Origin of the sequence: Kribbella sp. NPDC023855 (genome assembly GCF_040639475.1) — a bacterium.
Taxonomy (GTDB): Bacteria; Actinomycetota; Actinomycetes; order Propionibacteriales; family Kribbellaceae; genus Kribbella.
Genome location: NZ_JBFAAA010000009.1, coordinates 212,262 through 230,865, shown reverse-complemented (window position 1 = coordinate 230,865; position 18,604 = coordinate 212,262). Strand labels below are relative to the sequence as shown.

23 protein-coding genes are annotated in these 18,604 nt (G+C 67.3%); 6 read left to right on the top strand and 17 right to left on the bottom strand.

What is annotated here, in order from left to right; translation table 11 throughout:
• The first annotated feature begins 52 nt into the window (after positions 1-52).
• Complete coding sequence (locus AB0F51_RS28325) at positions 53-481, top strand: SgcJ/EcaC family oxidoreductase (protein ID WP_360284784.1); 429 nt, start codon at positions 53-55, stop codon at positions 479-481.
• Between the two features lie 20 nt (positions 482-501).
• Here the strand turns inward: AB0F51_RS28325 and AB0F51_RS28320 are convergent, their stop codons facing one another.
• The 4 genes from AB0F51_RS28320 to AB0F51_RS28305 all read right to left on the bottom strand — a co-directional run bounded on the left by AB0F51_RS28320 (position 502) and on the right by AB0F51_RS28305 (position 3,347).
• Entirely contained in the window at positions 502-828 is a 327-nt protein-coding gene (locus tag AB0F51_RS28320) for a putative quinol monooxygenase (protein WP_360284783.1), read from the bottom strand.
• Positions 829-990: 162 nt separating this feature from the next.
• Complete coding sequence (locus tag AB0F51_RS28315; protein WP_360284781.1) at positions 991-1,188, bottom strand: hypothetical protein; 198 nt, start codon at positions 1,186-1,188, stop codon at positions 991-993.
• A gap of 413 nt (positions 1,189-1,601) precedes the next feature.
• Entirely contained in the window at positions 1,602-2,390 is a 789-nt protein-coding gene (locus tag AB0F51_RS28310) for an ABC transporter permease (RefSeq protein WP_360284779.1), read from the bottom strand.
• A gap of 9 nt (positions 2,391-2,399) precedes the next feature.
• Positions 2,400-3,347, bottom strand: a complete 948-nt coding sequence (locus AB0F51_RS28305) for an ATP-binding cassette domain-containing protein (protein WP_360284777.1) — start codon at positions 3,345-3,347, stop codon at positions 2,400-2,402.
• Positions 3,348-3,421: 74 nt separating this feature from the next.
• On the opposite strand from AB0F51_RS28305, the gene AB0F51_RS28300 reads away from it, so the two are divergent.
• Positions 3,422-4,183, top strand: coding sequence for a TetR/AcrR family transcriptional regulator (locus AB0F51_RS28300; protein WP_360284775.1), 762 nt, complete (start codon positions 3,422-3,424; stop codon positions 4,181-4,183).
• Between the two features lie 9 nt (positions 4,184-4,192).
• Here AB0F51_RS28300 and AB0F51_RS28295 read toward each other — a convergent pair whose 3' ends face one another.
• The 10 genes from AB0F51_RS28295 to AB0F51_RS28250 form a co-directional block, all read right to left on the bottom strand.
• On the bottom strand, positions 4,193-4,702 hold the full coding sequence (locus tag AB0F51_RS28295) for a nuclear transport factor 2 family protein (RefSeq protein WP_360284773.1): 510 nt from the start codon (positions 4,700-4,702) through the stop codon (positions 4,193-4,195).
• Positions 4,703-4,817: 115 nt separating this feature from the next.
• A complete protein-coding gene (locus AB0F51_RS28290) occupies positions 4,818-5,447 on the bottom strand; it encodes a nucleoside/nucleotide kinase family protein (protein ID WP_360284771.1) in 630 nt (209 codons plus the stop codon).
• Positions 5,438-6,151, bottom strand: a complete 714-nt coding sequence (locus AB0F51_RS28285; protein ID WP_360284769.1) for an urease accessory protein UreD — start codon at positions 6,149-6,151, stop codon at positions 5,438-5,440. The genes AB0F51_RS28290 and AB0F51_RS28285 overlap by 10 nt, the downstream gene beginning before the upstream one ends.
• Positions 6,135-6,851, bottom strand: coding sequence for an urease accessory protein UreG (gene ureG, locus AB0F51_RS28280; protein WP_360284768.1), 717 nt, complete (start codon positions 6,849-6,851; stop codon positions 6,135-6,137). Before ureG ends, AB0F51_RS28285 begins: the two co-directional genes overlap by 17 nt.
• Positions 6,844-7,518, bottom strand: a complete 675-nt coding sequence (locus AB0F51_RS28275; protein ID WP_360284767.1) for an urease accessory UreF family protein — start codon at positions 7,516-7,518, stop codon at positions 6,844-6,846. The genes ureG and AB0F51_RS28275 overlap by 8 nt, the downstream gene beginning before the upstream one ends.
• Entirely contained in the window at positions 7,518-9,221 is a 1,704-nt protein-coding gene (locus tag AB0F51_RS28270) for an urease subunit alpha (protein ID WP_360284766.1), read from the bottom strand. Before AB0F51_RS28270 ends, AB0F51_RS28275 begins: the two co-directional genes overlap by 1 nt.
• Complete coding sequence (gene ureB / locus AB0F51_RS28265) at positions 9,214-9,555, bottom strand: urease subunit beta (protein WP_360284764.1); 342 nt, start codon at positions 9,553-9,555, stop codon at positions 9,214-9,216. Before ureB ends, AB0F51_RS28270 begins: the two co-directional genes overlap by 8 nt.
• A gap of 9 nt (positions 9,556-9,564) precedes the next feature.
• The gene (locus AB0F51_RS28260; protein ID WP_360284763.1) at positions 9,565-9,867 is read right to left on the bottom strand and encodes an urease subunit gamma; all 303 of its coding nucleotides are present in this window, start codon (positions 9,865-9,867) and stop codon (positions 9,565-9,567) included.
• On the bottom strand, positions 9,864-11,516 hold the full coding sequence (locus AB0F51_RS28255) for a hypothetical protein (RefSeq protein WP_360284762.1): 1,653 nt from the start codon (positions 11,514-11,516) through the stop codon (positions 9,864-9,866). The genes AB0F51_RS28260 and AB0F51_RS28255 overlap by 4 nt, the downstream gene beginning before the upstream one ends.
• Before the next feature lie 174 nt (positions 11,517-11,690).
• A complete protein-coding gene (locus AB0F51_RS28250) occupies positions 11,691-12,101 on the bottom strand; it encodes a MarR family transcriptional regulator (protein WP_360284760.1) in 411 nt (136 codons plus the stop codon).
• Between the two features lie 85 nt (positions 12,102-12,186).
• On the opposite strand from AB0F51_RS28250, the gene AB0F51_RS28245 reads away from it, so the two are divergent.
• Both AB0F51_RS28245 and AB0F51_RS28240 read left to right on the top strand, forming a co-directional pair.
• Positions 12,187-13,266, top strand: coding sequence for a substrate-binding domain-containing protein (locus AB0F51_RS28245; RefSeq protein WP_360284759.1), 1,080 nt, complete (start codon positions 12,187-12,189; stop codon positions 13,264-13,266).
• Between the two features lie 41 nt (positions 13,267-13,307).
• Positions 13,308-13,682 (top strand): hypothetical protein, encoded by a 375-nt coding sequence (locus AB0F51_RS28240; protein ID WP_360284757.1) that lies wholly within the window; start codon positions 13,308-13,310, stop codon positions 13,680-13,682.
• Between the two features lie 37 nt (positions 13,683-13,719).
• Here AB0F51_RS28240 and AB0F51_RS28235 read toward each other — a convergent pair whose 3' ends face one another.
• Complete coding sequence (locus AB0F51_RS28235; RefSeq protein WP_360284755.1) at positions 13,720-15,093, bottom strand: FAD-dependent monooxygenase; 1,374 nt, start codon at positions 15,091-15,093, stop codon at positions 13,720-13,722.
• Between the two features lie 91 nt (positions 15,094-15,184).
• On the opposite strand from AB0F51_RS28235, the gene AB0F51_RS28230 reads away from it, so the two are divergent.
• Both AB0F51_RS28230 and AB0F51_RS28225 read left to right on the top strand, forming a co-directional pair.
• A complete protein-coding gene (locus AB0F51_RS28230) occupies positions 15,185-15,787 on the top strand; it encodes a TetR/AcrR family transcriptional regulator (RefSeq protein WP_360284754.1) in 603 nt (200 codons plus the stop codon).
• Complete coding sequence (locus AB0F51_RS28225; protein ID WP_360284752.1) at positions 15,784-16,395, top strand: hypothetical protein; 612 nt, start codon at positions 15,784-15,786, stop codon at positions 16,393-16,395. Before AB0F51_RS28230 ends, AB0F51_RS28225 begins: the two co-directional genes overlap by 4 nt.
• Here the strand turns inward: AB0F51_RS28225 and ligD are convergent, their stop codons facing one another.
• Positions 16,396-17,376, bottom strand: a complete 981-nt coding sequence (gene ligD, locus AB0F51_RS28220; protein WP_360284750.1) for a non-homologous end-joining DNA ligase — start codon at positions 17,374-17,376, stop codon at positions 16,396-16,398.
• An 81-nt stretch (positions 17,377-17,457) separates the two neighbouring features.
• The gene (locus AB0F51_RS28215) at positions 17,458-18,603 is read right to left on the bottom strand and encodes a branched-chain amino acid aminotransferase (RefSeq protein ID WP_360284748.1); all 1,146 of its coding nucleotides are present in this window, start codon (positions 18,601-18,603) and stop codon (positions 17,458-17,460) included.
• Position 18,604 lies beyond the last annotated feature (1 nt).

Sequence of the window (18,604 nt, the reverse complement as noted above, 5' to 3'; positions counted from 1 at the left end):
GGGCTGCGGTGCGCTTGACTTCAAGTGAGGTTTAACTAGAAAGATTTGTGCCATGAAGATCTCAGGACAGGTTCCCAGTCAGGCTGATGTTGAGGCGATCGTCGCCCTGGTGGCGGCGGTGGAGGAGGCGCAGAGCAAGGAGGACGCTGATGCGTTCCTTGCGCTCTTCCGCGATGACGATTCGTTGTGGGTGACGGGGCACGGGAAGCGGCTGTACGGGCGCGAGACCATCTCCGAGTTCACCCGGCGCGTACTGCCCGGTGCGACCAAGGAGTCGTATGCGACCTACACGCCCGATCACCTGCTCTTCGTCCGTCCCGACATCGCGGTCGTCAACGTCAACCAGAAGTACGCTCTTCGCCCCGGCTCGACCGCCGAGCTGCCGGTGGAAACGGGCAGCCCGGTCTACTTCCTCGCCAAGGACGACGGCGAATGGCGGATCGCCGCAGCCCAGAACACAGTCGTCGTACCGGAGGGCTGATCGCCTAGTCAGCCTGGGGCTCAGCGGTTGACGGCCAGTTCGCCGAGTTCGGACCAGTCGGACTGGTCGAGTTTGAAGTTGACGATGCGCGGGGTTTCCACCAGGTGGGGCGGGAGGGTCGACTGCGCGGCCTTGAAGTGCGGGGAGTTGACGTGGGCGCCGGCCGCGGCATCGTCGGCGAAGGCTTCTACCAAGACGTACTCGTCAGGGTCGTCGAGACTGCGCGACCAGTCGAACCACAGGCAACCCGGTTCGGCGCGGGTGGCGGCGGTGAAGTCGGCGGTGATGGCGGCCCAGTCGTCGGCGTGCTCGGGCAGCACCTTGAACTTGGCGGTGATGAAGATCATCGAGGGGCTCCCTGAAGGCTGAGGACTGGTCAGCCCGATGCTAGGTGCCTGAGCCGCCGGGGGAGCGATTGGCCTCACCCTCACGGGTTGTCACGTAAGACGGAAGGTTGCGGAAGGCAACGTGTTGCACAGAGCTCGCAGCACCTGGCTGCCTGCGGTTCGTCAGGCGGCGAGGGGGCGGGTTTGGTTGCGGGCTGCCCAGACTGCGCGGCGGAGTTTGAACTTGTCGGGGTAGCCGGCGGCCTTGCCGATCAGGTAGACGTCGTGGCTGCGCATGTTGACCACGCCGGCGACGAACCAGACCGGGTTTCCCTCGGCCAGCATCGTGATGATCATCTGTTGCTTGCTGTTCTCGGACATCCTGACCCTCTCCTCGGTCTGTGGTTCCTGCTTTCACTGATACGTCGGATCAGGACCGGCGATTTGGACATGCCGGCGGAACTTTTTCGGGCGAAACCCAGATTTGCCGGTCGATGATCACGCCCCGTGACAGCGGCAACAGTCAGCGACTGGGAAGGCCGGGGAAAACGAATGCCCCGATCGATGATCGGGGCATTCGTCCGTGCGGGTCCCGGGGGGAGTGGGACCTCCACACGTGGGGGGATCTCGAATTTATCCCCGGCGGGGGTCACGGCACAGCACTTCGCCAGCTCAATTCGACGCATTCGCCGAGCGGTCGAATCATGCGCCCAACGGTCGGATCGCGGGTTCTTTCGGGGTCCGCGGTCGGGGACGGCTCAGCGGTCAGGGGTGGCTCAGCGGTCAGGGCCGGCTCAGCGCGCCGTACGACGACGGTAGAGCACCGACGCGAGAGTGGTCGAGAAGGCCAACAGGCCGATGCACCAGGCGAGCGCGATCCAGGCGGTGGAGCCGATCGGCGTACCGGTCAGGAAGCCGCGGACCGCTTCGATCACCGGCGTGATCGGCTGGTGCTCGCTGACCGGCCGGAGGAAGGCCGGCATCGTCTCGGTGCGGACGAACGCGCTGCTCAGATAGGGCAGGAACAGCATGAAGAAGCTGAGCGTGCTCGCCGACTCGACCGACTTCGCGATCACGCCGAGCGCTGCGGCGAGCCAGGACAGCGCGATCACATAGAGCAGCAGCAGCCCGATCGCCGCGAGCCAGCCGACCGCGCCGGCGTTCGGGCGGAAGCCCATTGCGAGCGCGGCCAAAACGACGACCGTGGTCGAGACCGCGTTGCGCGCGACGCTCGCGGTGACGTGTCCGGTCAGGACCGCGAAACTGCGGATCGGTAGCGACCGCAGTCGGTCGATCATGCCCGTCGTCATGTCGTCGGCGACCGCCATCGCCGTGTTCGCGGCGCCGTATCCGGTGGTCAGCAGCAGGATGCCGGGCACGACATAGTTGATGTACTGCGTACCGGTGTCGATCGCGCCGCCGAAGACGTAGACGAACAGCGCCATCATCAGCAGCGGCAGGAGGATCGACACGAACAACGTGTCGACGTTGCGCCGGGTCAGCCGCACGCTCCGCTCGACCATCGTCGCGACGTCGCTGACGGCGGCCGCGAAGCCGTGGTGAGTGCCCTGGTGAATGGTCATCTGCGTTCCCTAAGCGATCAGAGCTGGGCGTGAGCCGATCTCGGCCGATGACGGGCGAGCCGCGGTCAAGGTGAGGAAGACGTCGTCGAGCGTGGGCCGGTGCGACGAGACGCGGGCCGGTGACAGGCCGTTGTCCCGGAGCTGATCGAGGACCTGCCACAAGTGGTCGGCCGAACCGTTGGAGGGAAGGTTGAGGAGCTGCCCCTCGTGGTGGCCGCCGAGCAACTCGGTCGCCGCCTGCGCGGTGGGTTCGTCGGTGAAGTACAGCTCGATCCGTTCGCCGCCGACCTGCGTCTTCAGGGCGTCGGCGGTCCCTGACGCGGTGATCCGGCCGCCGTCGAGCAGGACGATCCGGTCGGCGAGACGGTCGGCCTCCTCGAGGTACTGGGTGGTGAGGAGGATCGTCGTCCCGTCGCGGACCAGCTCGCCGATCGCGTCCCACATCGTCAGCCGGCTGGCCGGATCGAGTCCGGTGGTCGGCTCGTCGAGGAAGATCACGCGTGGCCGGGCGACCAGGCTCATCGCGAGGTCGAGGCGGCGCATCATGCCGCCCGAGTAGGTCTTGGCGCGCCGGTTCATTGCCGTGACCAGGTCGAACCGCTCGATCAGTTCGTGCGCGCGCCGGATCGCCGCGGCCTGGCCCAGATGCATCAGCCGGCCGACCATGACGAGGTTCTCCAGGCCGGTCTGGTTGTCGTCGACCGCGGCGTACTGGCCGGTCAGGCTGATCACGCCGCGGACCTTGGTGGGTTCGCGGACCACGTCGTACCCGGCGATCGTCGCCACCCCGGCATCGGGGCGGGTTAGCGTCGCCAGGATCCGGACCGTGGTGGTTTTGCCCGCTCCGTTGGGGCCGAGCAATGCGAGCACGGACCCCTCCTGCACCCCGAGGTCGATGCCTTGCAACACCTCGGTCGATCCATACGACTTCCGCAGGCCGGTCGCCTCGATGATCATGCTTCTCCCTCACTGCGTATGATCTACGCTAATTAGCGTAGCAGGTACGCAGTACGGGTTTCTAGACTGAGGTGGTGGAGACGAGTGAGCAGCCCGACCTGCCGCCGGACGTCGCGCTGATGTGGGGGCTGCGAGACGTCACCAGGCGCGGGCCGAAGCCGTCGCTGGCGGTCGAGGACATCGTGCGCGCTGCGATCGAGCTCGCGGATGCCGAGGGACTGGCCGCGGTGTCGATGGCCCGGGTGGCCGAGCGGCTGGGCAACTCGACGATGGCGCTCTACCGGCATGTGAAGAACAAGGACGAGCTGCTCGTACTGATGTCGGATGCCGCGCTCGAGCGCCCCGAGCCGTTGCCCGAGGGGGCCGACTGGCGGACCGGGCTGACCTTCTGGACGGCCGGAGTACTGGCCGCGGTACGTCGACACCGCTGGTACTCGCAGCTCCCCATCACGGGTCCGCCCGCCGGACCGAACAACCTCGCCTGGCTCGACTCCGCGCTCGGCGCTCTGAAGGACACGGGCCTGAGCGAGGAGAGCAAGCTCGGGGTGGTGATGGGGTTGATGACGTACGTGCAAGGCGAGATCCGCCTCAGCATGGAACTGGCGGAGGGCTCCGCCGGCAACCCGGATGCCTTCAGCCGGTACGGCGCCACGCTGGCCCGCGTGGTCGATCCGCGTCAGCTCCCTGCGCTGGCCGAGGTACTCGCATCCGGTGTCTTCGACGAGGTGGTCCCGTTCGACGAAGCGGACGAAGCCGACTTCGACTTCGGCCTGCAGCTGTTTCTGGACGGCCTCGCCGGCTTCATCGAACGGACCTGCCCACCGGATGCTGGTTGACCGACCTGGTCAGAGGAACTTGGGGACCAGCCGGTCGGCGGTGTGAAGCACGACGGCGAGCGGCCGGGTGAGGATCGCCGCGAGGGTTCCGAGCGGACGTCCGCGGCGCCTCGTCGAGACCCGTGGCGGGAGCGTCGCGAACAACGTGGCGAGGCCCGGAAGCGGACGCACAAAGATGGTCAGCTCGACGATCTGTCCTTGCGGGTTGCAGCTGACCAGGTTGACGGCCTCGAGTTCCACTCCACGAACGGTCGCATTGAAGGTGAACGAACGCGCATCGCCAAGCGCCAGGGGTTCGCTGGTGCGCAGGTTGTCGAGGACGGCGAAGATGTCGCGGTGCAAGGCCGTCACTTCGTCCCTGCCCTCGAAGGCCACTCGGGTCGTCATCGGGGAGTGGAACACAACATCGGGTGCCAGCAGTTCGGCGACCGCGTCGCCGTCGCCGCGTTCCGCGGCCGCGCGCAACGCGTTGACCGTCACTGACGCGGCTGAGGTGGACAGGTCGGTGGGATCGGACATGAGGGCCTCTCTCCTCGGTCGCACGTACAGGTGGCCGATCGCCGTCCCGGAGAAGCTTCATCGGCTCAGGGTCAGGCCGGCCGCGGCAGGCAGGAGGCGGTCGGAGATGACCGACTCAGGTCAGGGTGATGATGGCGTCGGCGGAGGGTTTGGTGGCGGCGATCAGTTTGGCGTTCGCTTCGTCGGAGCCGTAGGTGCGCTCGTGGGCCTCCTGTGGTGAGCGGCCGAAGAGCCGGTGCCGCGCCTCCAGGCGTGCGTGGCGTAGGTCGTCGTCGAGGTCGACGTACCAGCACTCGTCGAGCAGTGTCCGACCGGTTGCCCATGGCACCTGATCGAAGAGCAGATAGTTGCCTTCGGTGACTACCAGCGTGGTCTCCGGTGGCACCGGAATGCTGGCTGCGATGGAATCCTCGATCGACCGGTCGAACCTCGGCGCCCAGATCGTCTCGTCCGCCGAGTCCTTCAACCGCTTGAGCAAGGCAACGAACCCGTACCCGTCGAACGTCTGCGGCGCACCCTTCACCGCGGCCAGCCCGAGATCCTCGAGCGCCGACTGGGCCAGGTGGTAACCATCCATCGGGACCAGGATGACCTGGTGGCCAGCGGCAACGAGTTCGGCGGTGAGTTGTTCGGCGTACGTCGACTTGCCGGCGGCGGGCGGGCCGGTGATGCCAAGGATCGCGCGTCGCCCGCGGGTCGCGAGCGCGACGGCCCGGCGCAACGCGTCTTCTCGATTCAGCTCCACCCGGAGATCTTGTCAGCCGCCGTCGACACTGCCCAGGTCTGCCCCAGATCACTCTCGTGCTGCTGCCCCACCAACCGCCGAGCCACCGACCCGACTCCTTCCAGCTGTAGGAACCCCGTGCTCGAGGTGTCAGGCAGGCGGCGGCCGAGGGTTGTGATCGAATCGAGGCAGCGGGCCGTGCCGAGGATCGCCCAGCCTGGTCTGGTCTCGGGGGACAGGTCGAGGTCCTCGGCCAGGAGGAGTTCACCGTCGAGCCACGCTCGCTGTGACGACCGCATAGTGCCGCCCACCTCGCCGTGCCGCCCGAACACCAACGACTCGCGGATCACCGCCCAGCAGTTCGCCTCCAACACGACTTCGGTGGATCTCGTGACCTCAGCCCCCTCCGCGACCACGAACGGCTCACCGTGCCAGGTCAGCTGCGCGCCATCGGTGAGCGAGATCGACACATCCCAGCTGGCCGATCCGCCCCGCATCGCATAGGCGACCGTACCGGCGGTCTCGATGATCTCGACTCGCACCGGACCTTTGATGTCGACTTGAATCTCGACTCGATCTCCCGCCAGCAACAAGGCAGAGGCCGCGATCAGCGCGACCCGGACGACCCCGTCCGGTGCCGGCAGCCGGCGTGGTGAGAGCAGTCCGGTCGTGAGCAGGCACCGATCGCGAACCTGATCGGCGGCGACCTCAATGCGCGTGAGCATGGGTGTGCGTGATGAGCTCCCCGTCGTCACCGACATGCGAGTGCGGAGCCATCGGTCCGGGATCCACCGGCGTGTGCGAACCATTTCGGACCACCGCGGTCATCGCGAGTACCCACGCCTTCAGCCGAAGTACCGAATCCGGATCCGTGCGCGACAACGCGAGTACCGGCTTGCCGCTCCGGGCCACCTCTGCGTCCGCGACCATCCGCGGTACGTCGACGCCGACGTACGGGGCGAGGTCGGTCTTGTTGACCACGAGCAGATCGGCCCGCGCGATCCCGGGACCGCCCTTGCGCGCGACATCGCCGCCGCCCGCGACGTCGAGAACGAAGATCTGAGCATCCACGAGCGCGGGGGAGAAGGTCGCAGTCAGGTTGTCGCCGCCGGACTCGACCAGTACGACGTCGAGCGGGGCGAAGTCGCGTTCGAGGTCTTCCACCGCGATCAGGTTCGGCGTGACGTCGTCGCGGATCGCCGTGTGGGGGCAGGCGCCGGTCTCGACGGCCCGGATCCGTTCGGGGTCGAGTACGCCGGCCGCGCGCAACATTCGCGCGTCCTCGTCGGTGTAGATGTCGTTGGTGATGACGCCCAGCTCGAGCTCGGCCGACAGCTCGCGGCAGATCATCGCGATCAGCGAACTCTTGCCGGTACCAACTGGTCCGGCGACGCCCAGGCGGAACGAGCGGTTGTTGTCAGGCATGGAATAACCTCATTCTCTCGACGGCATGAGCTTGTGCGAACACCTCGACCAGCGGAGCCCCGTACGCCGGTACCTCGGCCGGCGTCGTCGTCCGGCTGACGGCGGTGACGAGTTCCTCGATGTCTGGATGGAGTCTCAGCAGCCAACTCGCCGCTTCGGCCGGATCGACCGGCAGCAACTTGAGCGAGGCGGCCACGACGGTCTGCGCGTCGTCGTACCCGATCAGCCTTGCGGTCTGTTCGGCTGACAACCCGGTCACGGCCGCGACGACGCCGACGACAACCGGTCGTGCGATCTCCGCGTCGGCTTTCAAGAACTCTGCTGTGGAAGGCCAAACTCGGCATGCCAACCGTAGGTAGGCGCGCCCTTGCCGGCGAGATGCCGCTCGGAGAGCCTGGCTCGGAGTACGCGCTGCCCAGGCGGCTTCGGCCTGTTCCACCAGTTCGCCATCGAGGGTGAGTTGGCGCGCGACCACCGCCGTCGCGGCCTCGACCCGGACGATGGTCCGCAATCGGTCAGCGGCGTAGCTCGCCACATCGGCGAGCCGTGTGCCGTCGGCTCCCAGGCCGGCGCGGACGGCCGGCTCCAACCCCGCCGACTGCGTATGGCCGCCGGTGGGCAGGCGCGCGTCGGCGAGCATCAGCGCGACCAACTCGGGGGAGCCCATCAGAACAGGTTGTAGAGCTGGGCGAGCGGAAGCTGTTCCGCCGGGGACGGTTCGATGAGTTCGCCGTCGACCTTGATGGCGAACGTCTCGGGGTCGATGTCGATGCTCGGCAACGCGTCGTTGTTCTTCATCTGCGCCTTGCCGATGTCGCGCGTCGGTCGGACGCCTTCGAGGCGTCTTTTCAGCCGCAGCCGATCGGCGAGCCCGTCGTCGAGGGCGGCGGGGGACACGAACGAGATGGACAGATCCGCGCCGATCGCGTCACCGAACGCCGGCCGCATCAGCACCGGCTGCGGCGTGGGGATGGACGCGTTCGGATCGCCGAGCGCGGCCCACGCGATCGCCCCGCCCTTGATGACCAGCCGCGGCCGCACCCCGAAGTACGCGGGATCCCAGAGCACGAGATCGGCCAGCTTGCCCACCTCGACCGATCCGACGACGTGATCGATGCCATGGGCAACGGCCGGGTTGATCGTGTACTTCGCGACGTACCGCCGTGCACGTTCGTTGTCGGCCGGCAGGCTGGTGCCGAGCGATCCGCGCCGCGCCTTCATCACGTGCGCCACCTGCCAGGTGCGGGTGATCACCTCGCCGATCCGCCCCATCGCTTGTGCGTCCGACGAGGTCACCGACAGCGCGCCGAGGTCGTGCAGGATGTCCTCGGCGGCGATCGTGGTCGCCCGGATCCGCGACTCGGCGAAGGCAAGATCCTCCGGTACGTCGGGGCTCAAGTGGTGGCAGACCATGAGCATGTCGAGGTGCTCGGCGACGGTGTTCACCGTGTGCGGCAGCGTGGGGTTGGTCGAGCCCGGGATGACGTGCGGGTGGCTCGCGATGGAGAGGATGTCCGGTGCGTGGCCGCCGCCGGCGCCCTCGACGTGGAACGCGTGGATCGACCTTCCGGCGATCGCGTTCAGCGTCGACTCGACGAATCCGGCCTCGTTCAGGCTGTCCGCGTGCAGGGCGACCTGGAGGCCCCAGTCGTCGGCAGCCTTCAACGCGGCATCGATCGCCGCGGGTGTGGAACCCCAGTCCTCGTGCACCTTGTAGCCGGCCGCGCCCGCGAGCGCCTGCTCGGTCAGCCCCTCGGCGCTGACCGTGTTGCCTTTGGCGAGCAGCAACACGTTGAGCGGAAAGGCGTCGAGGGCGCGGTGCATCTGCGCGAGATGCCAAGCCCCGGGCGTGACCGTGGTCGCTTTCGAACCTTCGCTCGGCCCGGTCCCGCCGCCGACGATCGTGGTGATCCCGGTCGCCGAGGCTTCGTGCAACTGCGACGGCGACAACAGGTGCACGTGCGAGTCGATCGCCCCGGCGGTCAGAATCCGCCCCTCGCCGGCAATGACGTCGGTCGAGGGACCGATCCGCAGCTCCGGGTGCACTCCGTCCGCGATGTCAGGATTGCCGGCCCGCCCCAACGCCACGATCCGACCATCCCGGATCCCGACGTCCGCCCGCACGATCCCCCACCAGTCGAGCACGAGCACGTTGGTGATCACCGTGTCGGGCGCCCCCTCGGCCCGCGTCGCCGTACCCTGCGCCATCGACTCCCGGATCGACTTCCCCCCACCGAAGATCGCTTCCTCGCCCCCGACCGTGCGATCTTCCTCCACCTCGATCCACAAATCCGTATCACCCAACCGAACCTGGTCACCAACCGTCGGCCCATACAACGCGGCGTACGCCGCCCGCGAGATCTCAACCATGGGTTGCCGCCGGGGCGGTCTCGTCGGCTGGGCTCGGCTTGATCTGAATGCCGGGCACCTTCCGTTGGCCGCCGAGTGCTACCGCTGCGACCTCCTTCGACGCTCCGGGTTCGAAGCGTTGCGACGTTCCGGAAGGGATGTCGAGGCGGAAGCCATCCGCGGCCGCGCGGTCGAAGGCGAGGGCGGTGTTGGCGTCCGGTAGGTGCAGGTGCGAACCGATCTGGACTGGGCGGTCGCCGGTGTTGACGATCACCAGCGTCAGCTTCTCGCGGTTGGCGTTCAGTTCTATCGTTCCTTCGGCGACCCGCACGGCCCCTGGGCCATTTCTGTTCATCAGATGCCTTCAGATGATTGGGTTGTGGATGGTGACGAGTTTGCGGCCGTCCGGGAAGGTGGCTTCTACCTGGACGTCTTCCAGGAGCTCCGCGACGCCGTCCATGACCTGGTCTCGGGTGAGGACCAGGCGGCCTTGTTCCATCAGGTCTGCGACGCGGGCGCCTTCGCGGGCTCGTTCTATGACCCAGGTGCTGAGCAGGGCGACCGCCTCGGGGTGGTTGAGGCGTACTCCCCGGGCCAGGCGGTCGCGGGCGACCATCCCGGCCACGGAGAGCAGCAGCTTCTCGATTTCGGACGGGGTGAAGTTCACGCCTGCGCCGCCAGCACGTGATCCGCGACCTTGTCGGTGCTGAGGCAGAGCGAGCACACGTACGCGTCGTGCGTCTCGCAAGCAGTCATGTCCGGCCGCTCGTAGTCCTGCCGGCACACGTGACAACTCAGTACTGCGCCCGACGGGTTGCCGTGTTCGTCGTACATCGGCAGGTCGATCCCGTCGCTCGTACGGCGCAGGTAGTACTTGCCGCGAGTCGCAATGGCCAACACCGGCGGCAGGACGAGTGCGAGCACGATGGCGACCAGCGGTGAGTACGGCTTGATCCCGTCGCCGAGTCCGCCGAAGAACACCAGGATCGAGACGCCCGCGGCCACTGCCATCGACACGAACCCGACCGGGTTCACGGCGTACAGCATGCCGCGACGGAACTCGGGCTCCTTCGGCGACAGCTTCAGCAGGTACTTGTTGAAGACGATGTCGGAGGCGACCACCACGATCCACGCGATCCCGCAGTTGGCGTAGAAGCCGAGGATCGTGTTGAGGAAGTCGAACATGTTGGCTTCCATCAGCACCAGCGCGATCACCAGGTTGAGCCCGAGGAACACGAGTCGCCCGGGATAGTGCCGGGTCAGCCGGGTGTAGGAGTTGGTCCACGCCAGCGAACCGGAGTACGCGTTCGTCACGTTGATCTTCACCTGGCTGATGACGACCAGTACTACGGCCAGCGTCATCGCGAGCCAGCCGGGCAGGAAGCCCTGGTAGATCTCGAGGAACTGGTGGACCGGCTCGTTGGCCACCGCGGCGCCGTCGGTCAGGTTGGCGATGAGGTAGACGGCGAGGAAGAGGCCGATCACCTGCTTGATCGCGCCGAAGATGACCCAGCCCGGTCCCGCAAGCAGCATGTGGGTCCACCAGCGACGCGAGTTCTCCGGCGTCTTCGGCGGCATGAAGCGCAGGTAGTCGATCTGCTCCGCGATCTGCGCGATCAGCGACAGGCAGACGCCGGCCGCGAGCAGCATCGAGCCAACGTCGGTCGCGCCCTTGCCCTCCTCGCCCTGGTAGTCGAAGAACGACGACACCGACTCGGGGTGCGAGACGACGAGGTAGACGAACGGCAGCACCATCAGCAGCAACCACAGCGGCGTGGTCCAGACCTGCAGCGTGGACAGCACCTTCATGCCGTAGATCACCAGCGGGAAGATCACCAGCGTCGAGACGGCGTACCCGAGCCACAACGGTACGTGGAGGCCCAGTTTCAGGCCCTGGGCCATGATCGAGCCTTCGAGCGCGAAGAAGATGAACGTGAACGACGCGAAGATCACGTTCGTCACCACCGACCCGTAGTACCCGAAGCCGCTGCCGCGGGTGATCAGGTCGAGGTCGATGTTGTAGCGCGCGGCGTAGTACGCCAGCGGCAGGCCGGTCGCGAAGATGACGACGGCGAAGATCGCGATGCCCCACAGCGCGTTCGTGGTGCCGTAGGAGATGCCGATGTTCGCGCCGATCGCGAAGTCGGCCAGGTAGGCGATACCGCCGAGCGCGGAGACGGCGACGACACCGGTCGACCACTTGCGGTACGAGCGCGGCGCGAACCGCAGCGTGTAGTCCTCGAGCGTCTCGCGGGTGGCGGCGGTGGTTTCCGGCGGGGTGGCAGTGCGGTGGTCGATCGAGGGTTCAACGGTCATGGCGAACTCCTGCGGCACCTTCGGGCGGGATGGTGCAAGGCGCCCGGCGACGCTGCCGGAACTGATGCACCCGAATGGAAGGAACCTAGGAACGCCGCGTTACGTGGGTGTTTCGAACGCGCTAAGCTCGTGTATTTCCATCTGGAAACATCCGTACTGCGGTCCGGCGGCTGGTCAGAGTGAGCGTTGGAGCCGACGGAGGCCGCCGGCGAGACCCTGCAGCCGGTCGTCGCCGAGTTCGCTGGCGATCGCGGACTCGATCCGGCGCTCCTCGGCGCGCAACCGCTCGGCGACCGTGGTGCCGACCGGGGACAACGCGGTGACCACGCGACGCCGATCGTCGGCGTGGATCCGCCGGACGACCAGACCGCGTTCGACCAGTTTGTCGACGTGCCGGGTCAGGCTCGCGTTCGGCAGTACCGCGGTCGCGGCGAGCGTGGACATCGGCAGACCGGGCTCGTCCGCGAGTGCCGACATCACCCGCCACTGCTCCAGCGACAGGCCGAACTCGGCCAGGATCGGCAGCAGTTGTTGCTCGATCCGGCGTTCGGCCTGCTTCAGCAGCAGGAGCAAGCTCGACGTCATCGGTCAGTCCTCACGCTGTCTCACGGTGTGGCGAATATAGCTCAGCACGCGCGGATCCGGCCCGGGCTGCGCAACACTGGACACGATGCTGAGCAGATCCGGCGTACGCGAGGTGCTGTCGATCGCGTTCGTGGTGCCCTTGCAAGGCCCGACCGGCATCTACGGTCCATCCTGCCTGGCCTGCGCCCAGCTCGCGGTCGAGCAGCTCAACGCCGGCCGGGGGATCGCCGGCCGTCAGGTCGAGCTCGTCCAGGTCGATGCCGGCCGTCCGCCGGCGGTCGTCGCGGAGGAGGTCGGCCGTTTGGTGGACAGCGGCCGCGTCGATGCCGTCGCGGGCTGGCACATCTCCGCGGTACGAGTCGCCCTCACCCGGCGGATCGGCGGCAAGGTCGTCTACGCGTTCGCCGCGATGCACGAGGGCAGCGACGACACTCCCGGCGTCTTCATGCTCGGCGAGCGCCCGGTCAATCAGTTGCTTCCGGCAACAGATTGGATGCGCGAACAGCACGGCGTACGCCGCTGGGCCGTGGTCGGCAATGACTACGTCTATCCCCGGGTGACTGCCTCGACCACCACCCAAGCGCTCCGTGGGTCGGGCTCTTCGGTGGTGCAAGCGGACTTTGTTCCATTGGGCACCTCTGACTTCAAGGGCGTGATCCAAGACCTGGAGCAGGCCCAGGTCGATGGCATCATCATGCTGTTGATGGGCCAGGACGCCGTGCACTTCAACCGCCAGTTCGCCAAAGCCGGGCTGAGCGACAAGCTCCTGCGGCTCAGCCCGGCGATCGAGGAGAACACGCTGCTGGCCGCCGGATCGTCGGCAAACAAGGGTTTGTATGCCGCCGCCGCATACTTCGACGGCCTCGCCACCGTCGAGAGTGGCGAGTTCGCCCGGGACTACTACGCCCGCTTCGGCACCTGGGCGCCGGCCCTCAATGCGGTCGGCGAATCCTGCTACGAGGCGGTTCGATTCCTTGCCCGGTTGGGCGAAATCGCTGGTTCGGTCACCATCGACGCCGTCTCCGCACTGCCCACCGGGCACTTTTACGACAGCCCCCGCGGCCTCCTGCGGCTCGACGGAAACCTCGTCGACCAGGACGTCTACCTCGCTGTCGCCGACGGCCTCGAATTCACCGTCGAAGATCAGATCGCCAAGATCGGCTGAGCCATCCCCAGCGGGCCGGATCTCGACTACTGTCGATCGGCATGTTGCAAGAACTCGCCAACTTGCTCATCCCCGCGCCGGAGTTCTCGATCCGTCCGAACAAACTGCACGGAGACGAGATCATCCTGCACGGCCAGCCCTTCACCGAGGACGACGGGGAGTGGCTCGATCGCAGCGTCGTCGAAGGGTTGCTCCGCGATCCCCGCGTCCAACCGGTGCTGATCGGCCGGTTCGAGGACCACGGCGTCGGTGCCCATCGCTTCGACGGCCGGAGCAAGGTGTGGAGGCCGTTCGTCCTGGCCAACTACATCCGCGACGACGGGTATCCTCCGAACGGCTCCGACGTCTGTCTGGTCGCCTACCGCTGGACTTCCCCGACAGGCAAGGCCCTGCTGGTCTTCGAACTCGACTGCTGATCGCACCTGGAGGTGGCGGCTCGCGCGCTGGCCAGTGTCAGCCGAGGTAGCCGTCTGGGCGGATGATGAACTCGTCGCCGTCCTTGGCGTAGTAGTAGGTGAAGGCTTCGGGGGAGGTGTAGGCGCCAGGGCGTGCTTCGTGGGTGATGTCGACAGCGTGCGGGTGGTCGGTCGTAGTACGGGGGTTGAAGCGGAGCAGTGTTTCGTGCGGACCGCGGAAGAGCTCGAAGAGGCGCAGTTTGTTGCCCTCGGCATCTAGCACGGGTGAGTCGGGCGCGCGGTCGCCGGTGGCGAGCGGGCCGGTGGCGTCGGGGGAGCGGTAGCTGATGTCGAGCTGGCGGGTTTCCTCGCCGCGCTCCAGTGCGCTCTCGTCGCCGTCGATGTGCTTCTGCATCAGGTCTTCGCTGAGCCCAAGCACCCGCGCCGCGTTCGTACGCCGTTCCGACTCGTACGTCGCCAGCACCTCTTCCCGCCCGTCGGCCAGTTTCCAGCCGAGGTTGTAGGCGTCCTGTACTCCGGTGTTGAGTCCCTGACCGCCCGTCGGTGGGTGGACGTGGGCCGCGTCGCCGGCGATGAACACGCGACCGACCCGGAAGCGATCGGCCAGCCGGATGTTCGGCCGCCAGACCGTCGACCAGCTGAGGTCGCGGAGCTTGGCGAAGCCCTCGCCGGCGTACTTGTCGACGAGTCCTTGCAGGGTTTCCAGCGTCGGCTCGAGATCGCGGTCACCGAGTGGCGCGCCGAACTGGAACTGGTCGCCGCCCGACAGTGGCGTCAGCACGATGCCGTCCATCGGGTTGTCCGGGCCCGCGAACCAGTACCCGTACTCGTGGTCGAGCCCGTCGGCCGAGACATCGCCGAGCAGCATCTTGAACGAGTCATCGGTGGTGCCCTCGAAGGCGATGCCGAGTTGCTTGCGGACGAAGCTCTTGCCGCCGTCCGCGCCGACCAGGTAGTCGACCTCGAGTGTCTCGCCGGTGGAGAGTTCGGCGACCACGCGGTCGTCGTACTGGGTGAAGCCGGTCAGCGCTGTGCTCAGTTCGACGCTGACACCGAAGTCGGAGAGCCGCTCGCGGAGGATCGCCTCGGTCCTGGACTGGCCGAGCATGTGGCCGTTCGGGTACGGCCGGTCGGGAGTCGGGTCGACCAGTTCGCCCATCCGCCGCTCGCCGGCGGGCCGGCCGCCGATGAAGATCTTCAGGGCTGGCATCGGGATGCCCTGCGCGAGCACCTGGTCGAGCACACCCAGATCCTCGAAGACCTCGAGCGTCCGCGGCTGCAGCCCGTCGCCGCGCGATCCCTGGAAGAACTCGTCGGCCTTGTCGATCACCCGGACGGCGATGTCGCGGCGGGCGAGCTCGATGGCGAGCGTGAGCCCGGTCGGTCCGGCACCGGCGATCAGAACAGTCATAGTGGTTCCTCAGTTCGCTGAATTGTGATTCACTGAATTTAGATTCACTATGAACCTGACTAGGGTTCGCTGTCAAGGAGGAGGTGTCCGGGTGACGACCACACGCAAGGAACAGGCGGCCGGGACCGAGGCGGCGCTGAAGCAGGCGGCGCGCGAGGTGTTCGCCGAGCGCGGCTACCTGAACACCAAGATCACCGACATCACGGCGGCGGCCGGCCGGGCGACGGGCTCCTTCTACAACCACTTCGCGGGCAAGGAAGAGTTGCTCGAAGCGCTCCTTGTCGACCTGCTGGCGGAGGTCGACGACGCAGTACTGGAAGACGCTGCGCACGATGCCGACTTCAGCCGGATCGAGTCGGTCCGCTGGCACGTCACCGCGTTCTGGCGCTTCTACAAGACGCACCTGCCGGAGATGAGTGCCATCAGGCAGGCGTCGCTGGTCGATCCGGAGCTGGGCCAGCGGCTGCGGCGGATCATGGCGGACGACGACGCGCACATGATCGAGCACCTGTCCTACCTGCCCGAGCCGCGCCCTGATCCGGAGCTGCAGATCTCGGCGATGAACTCCCTGCTCGAAGGCTTCGCCTACACCTGGCTGGTGGTCAACCCGCCGTCCGGACGCACCATCACCGACGAGGAAGCGATCGACCTCCTCACCAACCTCATCCACCACGGCCTCGCGGGACGCGAATGAACAACCTGCCACCGGTCACCACGCACGAATGGTCCGCGGAGTCGGACGCCGCCCACATCGCGGCGATCCGCGCCGACCCGGCCCGCTACTCCCACGGCGGCCTCGTCCATCTCGTCCTGGAAGTTGTCGCCTACCCGGTCGACGAAGCAGAAGCCGGTACGACGAACCGCGTGCTGGTCACCCTGCACGCCGACGGCTCGATCTCGGTCGAGGACAACGGTCGCGGCACCAACGTGTTCTTCGACGACAACGGCAAGCCGGTGGTCAAGCCGATCATGGCGACCCGCGACCTCCGCTTCTTCGACAACCCCGAAGCCGAGCTGCTCCCTGACGGGCTTCGGCGTACCGGCATGTCCGTCGTCGCGGCGCTCAGCACCTGGCTCACCCACGAGAACCACCGCGTCGACGGCGCCTGGCTCCGCCGCTACAACCACGGCCTGCCCGACAGCGACCTGACCGAGATCGAGGCCGGCCCGCACACCGGTACGGTCGTCCACTTCCAGCCCGACCCCGAGGTCTTCGGCCCTCAACAGTTGACCCCGGACGAGCTGGTGCCGTTGCTCGCCGGCTTCACCACCACCGCGACCATCGAGGTTCGTGCGGTCTAGCTACTCGTCCGGCGGGGGTGGCTCTTCGGCGCCTTCGGCTTCGTCGCGGGCGGCCCATTCCAGCAAGGTGTCAAGGGAGTAGGCCGAGTCGTCGATGGTCGCGTGCAGGTCGCCGAGCTTGGCGAAGCGGTCCGGGACGGTCGCGATGGTGAAGGCCTTCGGGTCGACGTCGTCGATCTCGTCCCAGCTGATCGGGGTCGAGACGGTGCCTTCGGGGTTGCCGCGGACGGAGTACGCGCTGGCGATGGTGTGGTCGCGGGCGTTCTGGTTGTAGTCGACGAAGAGCTTCTTCGGGTCGCGGTCCTTGCGCCACCAGGTCGTCGTGACGTCGTCGGGCGCGCGCCGCTCGACCTCCCGGGCGAACGCGAGCGCGGCGCGGCGTACGTCGGAGAAACCGTGCTCGGGCTTGATCCGCACATAGATGTGGATGCCCGAACCGCCTGACGTCTTCGGGTAACCGGTCGCGCCCAGCTCATCCAGTACTTCGCGCGCGACGTGCGCGACCCGGCGTACCCGGTCGAACGGGCAGTCGGGCATCGGGTCGAGGTCGATCCGCCACTCGTCGGGCTTCTCGGTGTCGGCGCGGCGGGAGTTCCAGGGGTGGAACTCGACCGTCGACATCTGCACCGCCCAGGCCACATGCGCGAGCTCCGTGACGCAAAGCTCGTCCGCGGTCCGGTTGTAGCGCGGGAAGTGCACCCGGACCGTCTCCATCCACGGCGGAGCGCCCTGGGGCAACCGCTTCTGGTGCACCTTGTCACCGGCCACGCCGGACGGGAACCGATGCATCATGCACGGCCGCTCGCGCAGGGCACGCACGATCCCGTCGCCGACGGACAGGTAGTACTGCACCAGGTCGAGCTTGGTCTCACCGCGCGCGGGGAAGTACACCCGGTCCGGATTGGAGATCCGCACCGTCCGGTCCCCGACCTCCAGCTCAACCGCCGGCGACTTGCTCTTGCTCGCCTTGGACTCCGCCATGCCAACAACCTAACTGCCCGGTCCGACATCCGGCAGCAACCACGGCCCACCTGCTGAGCCGTGGCAGCCGCCGTACTGCGGTCAGGCGAGGCGGGTCAGCCAGTTGTGGGGGTCTGGGGAGCGGCCGTGCTGCAGGTCGAGCAGGGACTTGCGCAGCGTGGCAGTGACCGGGCCGACGCCGTGGTCGACCGTGTGGTCGCCGATGACCACCTCACCGCCTTCCCAGGCGAGACGGCCGATCGGGGTGATCACGGCAGCGGTCCCGGAGGCGAAGACCTCGGTGATGTCGCCACTGCGCACACCGTCGCGCCAGTCGTCGGCAGAGATACGGGTCTCCACCACCTTGTGGCCGAGGTCGGCTGCCAGCTCCAGCACCGAGGCGCGGGTGACACCTTCGAGGATCGAGCCGGACAGCTCGGGCGTGGCGATCCGGCCGTCGGCGTACACGAAGAACAGGTTCATGCTGCCGCTCTCCTCGATCCAGCGGCGCTCCACTGCGTCGAGGTAGGCGACCTGGTCGCAGCCGTTCGCGACGGCTTCGGCCAGTGCGGCGAGGCTGGCTGCGTAGTTGCCGCCGCACTTGGCTGCACCAGTGCCGCCCGGGGTTGCGCGGATCGACGTACTGGACAGCCAGATGGAGACTGGCTTGGGGCCGGTGTCGAAGTACGCGCCGGCTGGTGAGGCGATCACTCCGAAGAGCACCTCCTGCGCCGGGCGCACGCTCAGCGCGGCCTCCGTGGCGATCATGTACGGCCGCAGGTAGAGGCTGGTCTCGCCACTGCCCGCCGGCGGCACCCACACCTCGTCAACTGTCACCAGTGCGCGAAGCGCCGCGACGAAAGCGTCCTCCGGCACCTGCGGCAGTGCAAGTCGCTGGGCGCTCCGGGTGAAGCGGGCAGCGTTGGCCTCCGGCCGGAACGCCCACACCGACCCGTCCTCGTGCCGGTACGCCTTCAGCCCTTCGAAGATCTCCTGCGCATAGTGCAGTACTGCGGCCGCCGGGCTGACCTTGAGTGGCGCGTACGCCGTCACCTTCTGGTCATGCCAACCGCGCTCACTGGTCCATGAGGCAAGCACCATGTGGTCGGTGAAGGACTGCCCGAAGCCCGGCTTGGCCAGTACCGCAGTACGGGCCTCTGCTGTCGCCGGGGCCGCGCTGAGCTCGACCTGGAAGTCCCACACGTCTGTCACTGTTGCTGCCTGATTCTCGCCTGTCACTCTCGGCACG